The following is a 12462-nucleotide window of genomic DNA, read 5'->3' on the forward strand; positions in this document are numbered from 1 at the left end:
AAAGATTTGCCCAGGTATTTTATCATTTACAAACCATTTGGCGTAGTCAGCCAATTTAGCGGAGAGGGGCCCACATTGGCCTCTCTCGGCGCTTTTCCCCGAGAGGTATATCCTGTGGGTCGTCTGGATAAGGATAGTGAGGGCCTACTTTTGATCACCGACGACAAATGGCTTAATCATCATATGCTAAATCCCCGATTTGGACACCAGCGCACTTACTTCGCTCAGGTAGAAGGGATTCCCACCCCAGAAGCTCTGAAGCAACTTCAGGCTGGAGTCACCATCAATGTTGATGGGAAGGATTACCGCACCAAGCCCTCCATTGCAAAAATTTTAGAACCTATCCCGGCATTGCCAGATCGAGATCCGCCTATTCGGTACCGAGCTAGTATTCCGGATACTTGGATTTCCTTGACTTTGATCGAAGGAAAAAACAGGCAAGTCAGAAAAATGACTGCAGCCGTAGGTTTTCCTACCCTTCGCCTTGTTCGTTTTTCCATGGAGAAAATTACCATTGAAGGATTTGAGGTGGGGGAAATAAGAGAAATGGATCAGGAATTGGTTTATAGGCTTTTGGGATTGACTGGATTTGTTAAAAGTGGAGTTTCTAAAAATGGACGCTCTTAAAAATTCCTAAAATTTGTCCTTGCCTAAGGCTTTTCCGCTTATACCAATTAAGATTGTTGGTTGGATCAAATTCCCCTAATTTAGGCGAGTCAAATTCGGCCCATAAATCTTGAATTCAATGCATCAGGAAAAAATAGCAGCAGTCATACAGGAAGTAAAAAAAGTCGTAGTCGGTCAGGACAAAATGGTTAACCGACTTCTGATTGGACTTTTTACCAATGGACATATTCTTTTGGAAGGGGTGCCAGGCTTGGCAAAAACCCTGACCGTAAATACACTTGCCAAGGTACTTCATCTGAATTTTAACCGAATTCAGTTTACCCCAGATTTGCTTCCTTCGGACTTGATCGGAACGATGATTTATAATCAGCAGACCGGAAGTTTTGAGGTGAAAAAAGGTCCGATTTTTTCCAATGTGATTTTAGCAGATGAGGTCAACCGATCTCCTGCCAAAGTTCAGTCTGCGCTTTTGGAAGCGATGCAGGAAAAGCAAGTGACCATCGGGGAGACCACATTTCAATTGGATCGACCTTTCTTGGTTTTGGCTACTCAAAACCCAGTAGATCAAGAAGGTACCTATCCCCTGCCAGAAGCTCAGGTAGACCGTTTTATGATGAAGGTTCATATTGACTACCCAAGCAAGTCAGATGAGTTGGAGGTTATGAGAAGGATGTCCAACATGCAGTATTCATCAGACGTGAAGGCAATTTTGTCCAAGCAGGACATTTTTGATATCCGAAATGAAATTAATTCGGTGAACCTTGCCGAGCCTTTAGAAAACTATATCATCGAGTTGGTTTTTGCGACTCGATTCCCACAACAATACGGGCTGAAGGATGAAGCCAAATACATCATGTTTGGAGTATCTCCCCGCGCTAGTATCAATCTTAATCTTGCATCCAAGGCGGTTGCCTATATGGATGGAAGAGATTATGTGCTTCCGGAAGACATCAAGGAGATAGCTGAGGATGTGCTAAATCATCGAATTTTGCTCAATTATGAGGCTGAAGCTGATGGAATTGACACCAGAAGCCTGGTAAGAACACTTTTGGAAAAAGTACCGATTAACAAGTCGGTAACATTAAAATAACACAAATTCCCCCATTAAAGGGCTTCTCGGCAGGGAAGCCCTTTTTTCTGTTTTTTTTGTTAATACAATATTAAATTCTGCCTGATTTTTTAAACAAACCATAATTCGATTCATTCTTTTGGGCAAAAAATTGAATTCACCTTTGTATCAGAAAAGTGCAAAACCACAATTCAATTTATAAACCAATGAAAAAATTTAACAGCCTTTTATTAATTTTTCTGGTAGCCGTGTTGGGCTTTACCAGCTGCATTGAGGGCAATGAAAAACCAATCATTGACGAGGGAGGGGATAACTCAAGTATCGTTATCAGCTCAAACATCACAACCAACACTACTTGGGAAACTGGAAAAGTTTATGTGCTTTCTGGTAGAATTTCAGTAGTATCTGGAGTTACACTTACTATCCAACCGGGTGTAATTGTTAAAGGGGAAGTTGGTACAGGGGCTAATGCAACTGCATTGGTTATCGCAAGAGGAGCAAAAATCAACGCTGCCGGTACTTCTACTCAGCCAATCATTTTTACTACAGTTGCCGACGAAATTGTTCCTGGTCAAATCGCTTCTCCAAACCTAGATCCAACTTTGGAAGGTCTTTGGGGTGGTCTTTTGATTCTAGGAAAGGCGAAAGGATCTTTTGCTGGAGATATTCAGGAGGTTCAGATTGAAGGAATTCCTGCTTCCGATACCAATGGCTTGTATGGAGGTAGTGAAAACAATGACAATTCCGGTGTATTGAAATATGTTTCTATCCGTCATGGTGGTGCTAACATCGGAGAAGGAAACGAAATCAATGGCTTGACTTTGGGTGGCGTAGGAGCTGCAACAGTTATTGAAAACATAGAAATCGTAGCCAACCAGGATGATGGAATTGAATGGTTCGGTGGAACAGTCAATGTAAAGAACGCATTGGTTTGGAACTCTGGCGATGATGGCATGGATACTGATCAGGCTTGGGCGGGTACTTTAGATAACTTCATTGTAATCTGTGGTTCAAACACAGACCATGCACTAGAAATTGATGGTCCAGAAGGTAGCTTCACCAATGCAGGTCATACTCTTTCAAATGGTTCTATAAAAGGAAATCCTGCATCAGAATTTGCAGACTTTAGAGCTGGTGCTGCTGGAACTTTCAGAAACCTTTATTTCTTCAATTTCCCTGCACCGGCTGATAATAATAATGCTGGCAGAGGAGATTTATCTCTAAGTGGTGACAATACCATCGCAAACTTCACCAACGGAACATTGAAATTCTCAGCTCTCCAAGCTACTCTTAAAGAAGGAGTAACTTTAACTCAAGCATTTAGAAATGGCACCGATGTCCATGCTACAGCAGTAGCTGCCAAAGCTAACACAGTGGGTGCTGACAAATCTGTATTCTCTAATTGGACTTGGGCTTCCGCTGCAAATGCCCTAGCTGATTTCAAATAAAAAAACCAAAGAGAGGCATCGGTTTGCAAGGCTGATGTCTCTCTTTCTTAAATGTGAAATTTAATTGCTGTATGAAATATAAAGTTAACAAGTCAATGAAATTTAGATCCTTAGCTTTCAGCTTTGTAGTTCTATTTCAACTGATCACAGGTTTTTCTTTTGCGCAAACTGGAACTATCAGAGGTACCATCTTTGAAGAAGCTACTGGCGAGCCTCTTTTTGGTGTTTCTGTATTGGTAAAAGAAACCGCTACTGGAGCCGTAACTGATTTCGATGGAAAATTCGAAATCCAAGTAAATCCAGGAACTTACACCCTTCAGATCTCTTACATCTCCTATTCTACAGTTGAGCTAACAGGCGTGGTTGTAGAAAATGGAAAAGTGGCAGTGATTGAGGATATTTTGATGAAAGAAGAGGCTTCTGAACTAGAAACAGTAACCGTGGCTGCAACTGCAATCCGAACAACTGAATCTGCTTTAATGTCTGCAAAAAGAAATGCTCCAAATGTTTTGGACGGAATTACTGCAAGCACCTTCAGACAAATTGGTGATGGAGATGCTGCTTCTGCTGTAAAGCGGGTAACAGGTGTTTCTGTAGAAGGCGGTAAATACGTGTATGTACGAGGATTAGGTGACCGATATACCAAAACCGTTTTAAACGGCATGGATGTCCCAGGTTTAGATCCAGATAGAAATACCATCCAGATGGATATTTTCCCTACCAATGTGATTGACAACATTGTTGTAGCAAAATCTTTTACTGCTGAGCTTCCTGCAGATTTTACAGGTGGTGTAGTAGATATTGAAACCAAAGATTTTCCTGAAGAAAAATCTTTCAGAGTAAGTGTTTCCGGAGGAGTAAACCCTTCCATGCACTTCAATTCCAACTACCTTACTTATGAAGGTGGAAAGACTGATTTCTTAGGATTTGACGATGGAACTAGAGCAATTCCTACAGGAGGAAGAACAGACATTCCTCAATATGGCGAAGTAGTTGGTAATCCAAACGGTCCAAAAGGTCAGGAGTACCAGTCTATTTTGAGAGGATTTAATAAGACATTGGGAGCAAGTACTGCTACTTCTCCTATGGATTTTGGATTTGGACTTTCTTTCGGAAATCAAATCGCAAGACCAAAGGTAACTTGGGGCTATAATGCTGCCTTGACTTACAAGAATGAAACTGAGTTTTATCAGAATGCAGAATACAACCTATTTGCCAAGCCAATCGAAAACACAGAATTCGAATTGGATCCTTTGGAAAGACAAAGAGGTAACTACGGTGTAAACAATGTATTGTTGGGTGGATTGGCAGGAATTGCCTTGAAGACTAACGCCTCTAAATACAAGTTGAATTTTATTCACTTACAGAATGGTGAGTCTAAGGCAGGTACTTTTGACTTTGTAAACACCAACTTGGGTGCAAACTTCGAAGCGAAGCAGTACAATCTAGAATATAGCCAAAGATCTTTAACTAGCATTTTGTTGGCAGGTACACATTATTTCAATGGTAAGGATTGGGAAGTGAATTGGAGATTAGCTCCTACTCGTTCGGTAATCGAAGATCCAGACGTGAGATTCACCAGATTCAGACTTCCTAACAACACGATTTCTACAGAAGTAGGTCTTCCAACTCGTATTTGGAGATTTTTGGAGGAATACAACGTGAACGGTAAAGTTGACTTGACTAGAAATTTGAATGCCTTTGGTCAGGACGCCAAGTTGAAATTCGGTGGTGCTTATACCTTTAAATTCCGTGATTTCGAAATTCAAAGCTTCCAGTTCCCAACAGGAAATACTGAACTAGACGGAAATCCAAATTCCATTTTGAACGAAGAGAATTTGTTCTCTGCTGACAATAGAAATGGAGTAAGATACAATCCAGACTTTATTCCGATCAACCCTAACCAATACCAGGGTTATGTAACCAATTTCGCAGGATATACCTCTTTCGAGTCTAATCCTTTGAAAAACTTGAAGGCCATCATCGGATTGAGAGTAGAGCAGTTCAATCAGTTCTATACTGGAACAAACCAGACAGGAACTATCGAATATGATTTGGTAGAAATGTTGGATGACCTAGATTTCTTCCCAACCTTGAATTTGGTTTACAGCGTGAAAGAAAATCAGAACTTGAGATTCTCTGCCAGCAGAACAATCGCTCGTCCTTCTTTCAAAGAGCTTTCTTATGCTGAAATCCTTGATCCAATCACAGGTAGAACCTTTATCGGAGGTATGTACAGAGAGACTACCAATGGCGGTCAAGAAGTACTTTGGGACGGAAATTTGACTTCTACTAGAATCAATAACTATGACCTAAGATGGGAAGTATTCCAGAACAGATCTGAAATGATCTCTTTGAGTGCTTTCTATAAGACTTTCGATAAGCCTATTGAAATTGTTCAGTTCCTTGCTGACCCAGGATCATTCCAGCCAAGAAACGTAGGTAACGGTTCCGTTGCAGGTGTGGAAGTTGAATTCAGAAAGTCATTGAAGTTCATCACTCCTGCGTTGGAAAACATCCTTTGGACAACCAATGTGACGGTGACCAATTCTAAGATCAGAATGTCTGAATCAGAATTGAGATCTAGACAATTGACAGCTAGAGAAGGTCAGGAAATTGGAACTACCAGAGATATGGCTGGTCAGGCGCCTTATTTGATCAATACCGGTTTTGCTTACAATAACTTCAGCAACGGCTGGGAAGCAGGTATATTCTACAACGTTCAGGGCGCTACATTGAATTATGTTGGCTTTGGTAACCGTACAGATACGTACTCTGTTCCTTTCCACGCTTTGAACCTGAATGTGAACAAATCATTTGGTGCTGACGAAAGAGTTCGAGTTAACTTCGGTGTTCAAAATATGCTAAATGACAAGAGAGAATATGTGTTCAGTTCTTTCGGAGCACAGGATCAGATATTCTCGAGCTTAGCTCCAGGCGTGAAAGTTAGCTTCGGTGCATCATTTGCCTTCTAATTATTTACCACAATGAAAATAGAAAGCCTGCTTTTCGGAGCAGGCTTTTTTGTTTTATGGCAAATTACTTAAGTCAGTTTTCGAATAATTTCTTCTGCTTCAGGATAAAGTCGAAGAAGATCCTCAGTTGCGAAAAGTTCAAAATCTCTGAAGTCAAATCCCGGTGCTACCACGCAAGAAACCAAAGAATAGCTTTCCGGTTCATCCAAACAACTTCCAAAAATTGTGTTGGCTTTTACCAGATGCTGTGGTAAAGTACCTTTTCCATCAACAGGTCCTAGCTTTAAAACTTCGTGGCCTTTCTCTCCCAGTAAATGTACAGACAGTGGGCTCCCTTCATGCCAAAACCAGAGCTCATCGCTTTTGATTCGATGAAAGTGAGAGACATTTTCAGAGCTCAAAAGAAAGAAAATGGAGGTGATTAGATTTCTTTTCCCGTTTTCAGTGTCCAGCTCTGAATCAGAGCGGTAAGTTTCAGCATAAAAACCTCCTTCTGGATGGGGCTTCATCTGAAGCCTTTCTACCAATTCCTGAATACGAGAAATACTCATGGATTAAGCGTAGTTTTTAATCAGAATGTCTACGATTCGTTCTGCAGTTTTTCCGTCCCAAAGCGGAATTCCTTGGTATTGCTTCCATTCCCCTTTCATGATTTTATCCAGATAAGGCTTTAGCTTTTTGGGGTCGGTACCTACCAGTTCGTTTGTGCCGAGGTGAATGGTTTCCGCTCGTTCGGTATTATCTCGAAGGGTTACACAAGGCACATTCATCACAGAAGTTTCCTCAGTTACTCCTCCTGAGTCTGTGATAACGCCTTTGGCATTTTTTACTAAATAGTTGAATTCCAAATAGCCCAAAGGTTCGCACATAAGCAGGTTTGGAGCTGAAATACCTATAGCCTGAAGATTTTTTGCAGTTCTTGGATGAACAGGGAAAATGATTGGCAGACTACCAGTTCCTTCCAAAATCGCATCAATCATTGCCTTTAATTGCTGCTCCTGATCTACATTGGCAGGGCGATGCATGGTCATCACGAAGTAATTACCCCGGCTTAGATTTTCAAAAATTTCCCCTTCGGGCTTTTTGAAATTAGGAGTTTGAGCAATGAGCGTGTCGATCATGGTATTGCCTACGAAATGGATTTTTTCTTCGGCCACACCTGCTTTTCTCAGGTTATTATTCGCAATTTCAGAGGTAGTGAAAAAGTGATCCGTAATGGAGTCCGTCACCATTCTGTTGATTTCTTCAGGCATACTCAAGTCGCCAGATCGAATTCCACCTTCCACGTGGGCTACGTCGATTCCCAACTTTTTGGCAGCAATTGAACAGGCTAAAGTACTGGTCACATCACCTACCACAATCACCAAGTCAGGCCTGTTTTCCATTAATTCCTTTTCGAAAGCTACCATTATCGCAGCCGTCTGTTCGGCTTGGGTTCCTCCTCCTCCTCCAAGATTTGCATTTGGTTCCGGGATACTTAATTGCTCAAAAAAGTCCCCAGACATTTTTTTATCGTAATGCTGTCCTGTGTGGACCAGGCGGAATTGAACGTCTTTTCCTTCTTTTTGCTTTTTTTGGAAAGCATGAATGATGGGTGCGATTTTCATGAAATTGGGTCTTGCCCCTGCCACCACTGTAAAAATTGCCATAGAGTTTAGGTAATTGCTTGGCAAAAATAAGGATTATGATTGGGAAGGGACTTCTTTCCTAAAGATTCTTGGTCAGGTTTTAGCTTGTTTTTTGTTTCTTTGTACCACAACTATTTTTGAGTTTAACCTTCAATGAAAATACCGATTAGTCAGAAGTTTACCGCTTCCTTCGTCATTTTTGGATTAGTACTAACCTTGATTTCCTGTGTGGAGACAGTTGAGAATCAGCAGACCGTATATTTCAATAATTTTTCAAAACTTGATTTGAGTGGGTTTGAAAATGGGAAATTGTTTATTTGGAGAAATGACACCATTGCTGGGTATTACCATAATGAGGAAGTAGCTGTAACTGTTCAGGATCTTCCTGCGCACAATTACATAAAAATCACCGCTGAAATTTTGATCCATGACAGTTGGGACGGCAATCCTGACGACGGTATTTCTGGACCGGATTATTGGTACATGGGGTATGGAGGCGATGAGATTTTTAGAACCACATTTTCCAATTCTCCTTGTGAATCTACATTCTGTCTCTATCAATCCTACCCAAATACCATTTTTAGGCAGAACGTTCCGAAGACTGGGGCTATTCAAACCAATTTACCAGGGCTTTGCATTTTTGGAGCATTTCCAAACTATACTACGAGATACCAGGTGGTTGAATTAATAGAACATTCCAATCCAGATGTCCGGGTTTTTATGGGTGCAGAACTAAAGCAAGTGAATAATCCCGATCCCATCTGCGATGAATCCTGGTCTGTCGCAAGTATTAGAATTGAAGCTATCCAAACGAATAAATAATGAGAAAGGGCAGTTTAAGGATAATTCGTTTGATCCTTTTTGGGGTTTTAGGTTTAGGATTTTTTCAAACTCAGGCTCAAACCATTCCAATTGGAACCCCAGGTTTGGATGATTATTTAAGAAGGTTACAACTTCTAGGAAAAGTTGATTCTACTTCTTCCTGGATGGTTCGTCCTGTTTATCCCACGGAAGTTATGGGATTGGCCAATGGATTTGATTTGGACAGTTCTGTGGTGGATTTTGATGAGTCTGGCTTTTATTGGAGGTTTGGAAAAGAGGGAAAGGGAAAATTCTTGACCATGCCTGCAGTCTATAAGGTGCAGTTCAATTCGGAATATGCTTTTGGGGTGAATGACGGAGCTATGATTCCGAATCGTGGTTTCCAACAAGTCATAAGTCCTGGTGCCTACGCAGAATATGGGAAGTTCAGTTTTCAATTTCAGCCAGAAATACTTTTAGCCCAAAATAAGGATTACCTAGGTTTTCCTATCGAACATCAGGCAACGATTCTATTCTATTACGAATACATGAATCGTATCGATATGCCAGAGCGATTTGGAGAAAAAGCTTACAATAGGTTTTACCCAGGTCAATCAAGCCTCAGGTTCAATTTAGATGAATTTTCTCTGGGCATTTCTTCGGAAAATCTTTGGTGGGGTCCTGGGAGAAGAAATTCTCTATTGTTGGGAAATAATGCTCCAGGTTTTCTTCATTTTACCTTCAATACCAGAAAGCCTGTGCAGACAAAAATTGGGTCTTTAGAAGGTCAGTTGATCTCTGGATTTTTGAGAAGTACTGAATTTTTGCCCCCTTGGCCAGACTACACTATCCAAGAAAACCCAGTTTTGATTCCAAAACCGGAAAATGGCAAACGTTATTTATCAGGAATCATTTTCACATATCAGCCTAAATGGGTGCCTGGCCTTTTCCTAGGATATGGATCGACTAGCCAAATGTATAGAAATGAGGTAAGGACATTGGGAGATTTACTACCGGTATTTAATGGGAGAAAAAAAGGACAGACTGTTTACGATCCTATTCAAGAAACTAGGCAACAGTTTAGCTCCGGATATTTCCGTTGGTTGAGCCAAGAGGGAAGATTTGAATTTTATGGGGAATATGGAACCAGAGACAACGATCGAACCCTGAATGATTTCATTACCACTCCTGAGAGTGGGAGGGCTTTTACTTTTGGTTTTGCTCATCTATTGGGAACAAAAAATCCGAACCGATTCATTGAAATCAGTTCGGAGATGACACTTTCTGGACAAACCATACGAGAAGATATCCGACAGCTTCGAACTTGGTACATCCATGATCATATTCGACATGGCTATACCAATGAAGGGCAGGTACTTGGAATCGGAAACGGACCGGCTAGTAATCAGATTTTCATTGGAGCAGCATGGGTTGAAGGTTTGAAGAAAATTGGAATTCAAATCGAGAGAATAGAATACAATAATGATTTTTACTACTACCGATACGAAGCCTCCAAGGATTTCAGAAATAAGTATGTGGACCTGGTGTTTTCGCTAACACCCGAGTGGAAATTTGGGAATCTTTTAGTGGCAGGGAAGTTCCAATATGTCAATACGCTTAACTACAAGTGGTTTTTGGAAAATGATCCTAACCAATATTTTGTACCGGGATATGACCGGAATAATTTTGTGGGACAAATAGGATTAACTTATTTATTTAAATAAGTTCTGAAATCTACCAGTAAGCCTTGAAAATAGAAGTAGGGATAGCTTTTTTTGAAGCTTGATTTTTGAATTTAGATCGAGGTGAGAATTTTCTATTTCTTTGAAAATTGCAAGCCAAAGAGCAGACTTATTTTTTGAATTATGCCTCCAGTTGTGGGACACAGATTTTTCGAGATATACCTTTTTTAACAGCACTTGATTCGAAGTTACAAGAGGTCCAAAAAATCCCATTTTCAAAAAGGAAATAAGGTCTAGTGAGAATTCACTCTCCCCAAATCTGAGCTTGTCTATGGGGTAAATTTTTTCCACAAATTCGCTTCTATGCAGGCCATGAAATGCCGCCCACCAATAGTCTTTATCCTTTTTAGCTATTCTAAAACATCGCTCTACTACATCTTCTATATCGGAGGCATCCTCATAGAAAGAAACCACTGTCTCATCCGGACGTTGATTTGCCATGCCGGGGATAGCAATACTCGCTTTGGGATTTTTCTCAAGAAGCTCGACTAGTTCGGAAATGTAATTGGGGTAGGGAAGATCATCATGTGGATTGGTAAAGCAATATTTGCTTTTGTTAGCGGCCTGCATCCAAAGCATTTCAGAGGTTTTAAACCAACCTAAATTTTCCGTGTTTTGGGTGAATTTGAATCTAGAGTCTGAGCTGCAAAACTCTTTACAAATTGAAGCGGAATTATCAGGACTATTGTCATCGCAAACTAGAATCTCAAAATTGGAATAAGTCTGAGCAGCTAAGGCCTCCAATGTTTTACTAATAAACTTTTCAGCTTTATATACTGGGACAAACCCGATAACTTTTGGAGGAGCATTCATTCCATTTTGGGGATCAATTAAAGGTATCTTGAAATTCTCTTTCTAAGAAAGCTATTTCTTTTATTTTTCCTTTCCAGATTAAAACTTTGATCTTTGATCCTTAAAATTTAGATACGATGAAAGCAGAAAAAAATAAAGTTGTTGCGGTTTCTTATACCCTAAAAGTGGATGATGGAGAGTCAGGTCCAGAATTGTTTGAAACTGTAGCAGATGATTCTCCATTTTATTTTTTGGTAGGATACCAAAATGTTCTTCCAAAATTCGAAGAGGTCATTATCGGGAAAGAAGTTGGGGAGACCTTTTCTGTTTTTATTGATTTTGAAAATGGATATGGGGATTATGACGAAGCCAAAAAAGTGATCATCCCTAAGGCGAACTTTAAAGAAGACGGCAAAAAGAATAAGGACTTACTGAAGGTAGGCCAAGTTATTCCCATGCAGGATGATAAAGGAAATCAAATGCGAGGGGAAATTATCAAAATTGATTATCGAGGAGTTCACATGGATTTTAATCCTCCACTAGCCGGCTTTGATTTATATTTTGAAGGGAAAGTAATCGCTATCCGGGATGCAGAACCTGTGGAACTTGAACATGGCCATGCACATGGACCGGATGGTCATCATCATTAAGAAACAGTTGTAAATCATTTCTTTACCAAATGCCCTATTCTCAGAATAGGGCATTTGTCGTATAGGGCAGGATTTCAGGATGAGCTAGTTTTGACTAGTTCAAATTTTAAAACCTAACCTTTTCAAGTGATGAAGACAATGATTGAAATTTTAAGAAAAGCTGCTTTGTTAAGCTTTTTTGTTGCGTTTATGGCATGCTCCAGTGATGATGGGCAGGATGTTTCCGGTGGAAATGAAGAATTTGTGGGTGACGTAAGCGGCGTGGGCACCGTATCAGCGTCAAAGGATTTTGACACCATATCCGGCACCAAGGTTTCCGCAGCGGGTACCAATATCATAGTCCTTCAAGGAACTGATAATTCCGGGAAAGGATTCCTGTTGCGCTTGTCAACCTATAATGGTACCGGAACCTATGATTTAGGTTTCACCAACATTGCGAATACCGCGACCTATATCGCAGGAACCGCAGTAGGGCAACAGTACTCTACGGCTTATCAGGGTACTTCTGGTAAAATTACAGTGACTTCCGATGATGGGAAAAGACTGGAAGGAACATTTGAATTCGTAGGAAAAGTAAACAACACCTCTACCTCTGTCACTGTGACCAATGGTAAGTTCAAAGTAAATCTTCAATAAGTCGAAGCACCCGAAAGGGATTTCGGGTGGTTAGGCTATTTTTTAATTACTTTTTTTGGGTTAATCGGGGTGATTTAATCTAAAAAAAAGTTGG

Annotated in this window: 11 protein-coding genes; 8 read left to right on the plus strand and 3 right to left on the minus strand. The window is 40.5% G+C overall.

What is annotated here, in order from left to right:
- Positions 1-6 precede the first annotated feature (6 nt).
- The 4 genes from DFQ04_RS09270 to DFQ04_RS09285 all read left to right on the plus strand — a co-directional run bounded on the left by DFQ04_RS09270 (position 7) and on the right by DFQ04_RS09285 (position 6119).
- Positions 7-627, plus strand: a complete 621-nt coding sequence (locus DFQ04_RS09270) for a pseudouridine synthase (protein WP_133555076.1) — start codon at positions 7-9, stop codon at positions 625-627.
- A 118-nt stretch (positions 628-745) separates the two neighbouring features.
- Positions 746-1717: an AAA family ATPase gene (locus tag DFQ04_RS09275; protein ID WP_133555078.1), complete on the plus strand. Its 972-nt coding sequence runs from the start codon at positions 746-748 to the stop codon at positions 1715-1717.
- A gap of 185 nt (positions 1718-1902) precedes the next feature.
- Complete coding sequence (locus tag DFQ04_RS09280) at positions 1903-3144, plus strand: hypothetical protein (RefSeq protein WP_133555080.1); 1242 nt, start codon at positions 1903-1905, stop codon at positions 3142-3144.
- 95 nt (positions 3145-3239) lie between these two features.
- A complete protein-coding gene (locus DFQ04_RS09285) occupies positions 3240-6119 on the plus strand; it encodes a TonB-dependent receptor (protein WP_133555082.1) in 2880 nt (959 codons plus the stop codon).
- 68 nt (positions 6120-6187) lie between these two features.
- Here the strand turns inward: DFQ04_RS09285 and DFQ04_RS09290 are convergent, their stop codons facing one another.
- On the minus strand, positions 6188-6670 hold the full coding sequence (locus DFQ04_RS09290; RefSeq protein WP_133555084.1) for a cupin domain-containing protein: 483 nt from the start codon (positions 6668-6670) through the stop codon (positions 6188-6190).
- Between the two features lie 3 nt (positions 6671-6673).
- Positions 6674-7768: a non-hydrolyzing UDP-N-acetylglucosamine 2-epimerase gene (wecB, locus tag DFQ04_RS09295; RefSeq protein WP_133555085.1), complete on the minus strand. Its 1095-nt coding sequence runs from the start codon at positions 7766-7768 to the stop codon at positions 6674-6676.
- A 132-nt stretch (positions 7769-7900) separates the two neighbouring features.
- Between wecB and DFQ04_RS09300 the strand changes: the two genes are divergently transcribed.
- A complete protein-coding gene (locus DFQ04_RS09300) occupies positions 7901-8569 on the plus strand; it encodes a hypothetical protein (protein ID WP_133555087.1) in 669 nt (222 codons plus the stop codon).
- Positions 8569-10272 carry a capsule assembly Wzi family protein gene (locus DFQ04_RS09305; protein WP_133555089.1) on the plus strand — a complete coding sequence of 568 codons (1704 nt, stop codon included), beginning with the start codon at positions 8569-8571 and terminating at the stop codon, positions 10270-10272. The genes DFQ04_RS09300 and DFQ04_RS09305 overlap by 1 nt, the downstream gene beginning before the upstream one ends.
- Here the strand turns inward: DFQ04_RS09305 and DFQ04_RS09310 are convergent.
- The gene (locus DFQ04_RS09310; RefSeq protein WP_133555091.1) at positions 10261-11103 is read right to left on the minus strand and encodes a glycosyltransferase family 2 protein; all 843 of its coding nucleotides are present in this window, start codon (positions 11101-11103) and stop codon (positions 10261-10263) included. The two genes, DFQ04_RS09305 and DFQ04_RS09310, sit on opposite strands and share 12 nt — an antisense overlap.
- Positions 11104-11219: 116 nt before the next feature.
- Here DFQ04_RS09310 and DFQ04_RS09315 point away from each other — a divergent pair, with 116 nt between their 5' ends.
- Both DFQ04_RS09315 and DFQ04_RS09320 read left to right on the plus strand, forming a co-directional pair.
- Positions 11220-11732: an FKBP-type peptidyl-prolyl cis-trans isomerase gene (locus tag DFQ04_RS09315; RefSeq protein WP_133555093.1), complete on the plus strand. Its 513-nt coding sequence runs from the start codon at positions 11220-11222 to the stop codon at positions 11730-11732.
- Between the two features lie 129 nt (positions 11733-11861).
- Positions 11862-12368, plus strand: a complete 507-nt coding sequence (locus tag DFQ04_RS09320) for a DUF6252 family protein (RefSeq protein ID WP_133555095.1) — start codon at positions 11862-11864, stop codon at positions 12366-12368.
- The last annotated feature ends 94 nt before the right edge of the window (positions 12369-12462 follow it).

This window comes from Algoriphagus boseongensis, from assembly GCF_004362805.1.
Taxonomy (GTDB): Bacteria; Bacteroidota; Bacteroidia; order Cytophagales; family Cyclobacteriaceae; genus Algoriphagus; species Algoriphagus boseongensis.

Excerpts from the sequence above, each read along its gene's own strand:
- DFQ04_RS09300 (WP_133555087.1), top strand. The coding sequence starts at position 7,901 with ATGAAAATACCGATTAGTCAGAAGTTTACCGCTTCCTTCGTCATTTTT.
- DFQ04_RS09275 (WP_133555078.1), top strand. The coding sequence starts at position 746 with ATGCATCAGGAAAAAATAGCAGCAGTCATACAGGAAGTAAAAAAAGTC.
- wecB (WP_133555085.1), bottom strand. The coding sequence starts at position 7,768 with ATGGCAATTTTTACAGTGGTGGCAGGGGCAAGACCCAATTTCATGAAA.
- DFQ04_RS09310 (WP_133555091.1), bottom strand. The coding sequence starts at position 11,103 with ATGAATGCTCCTCCAAAAGTTATCGGGTTTGTCCCAGTATATAAAGCT.
- DFQ04_RS09320 (WP_133555095.1), top strand. The coding sequence starts at position 11,862 with ATGAAGACAATGATTGAAATTTTAAGAAAAGCTGCTTTGTTAAGCTTT.
- DFQ04_RS09305 (WP_133555089.1), top strand. The coding sequence starts at position 8,569 with ATGAGAAAGGGCAGTTTAAGGATAATTCGTTTGATCCTTTTTGGGGTT.
- DFQ04_RS09285 (WP_133555082.1), top strand. The coding sequence starts at position 3,240 with ATGAAATTTAGATCCTTAGCTTTCAGCTTTGTAGTTCTATTTCAACTG.
- DFQ04_RS09315 (WP_133555093.1), top strand. The coding sequence starts at position 11,220 with ATGAAAGCAGAAAAAAATAAAGTTGTTGCGGTTTCTTATACCCTAAAA.
- DFQ04_RS09290 (WP_133555084.1), bottom strand. The coding sequence starts at position 6,670 with ATGAGTATTTCTCGTATTCAGGAATTGGTAGAAAGGCTTCAGATGAAG.
- DFQ04_RS09280 (WP_133555080.1), top strand. The coding sequence starts at position 1,903 with ATGAAAAAATTTAACAGCCTTTTATTAATTTTTCTGGTAGCCGTGTTG.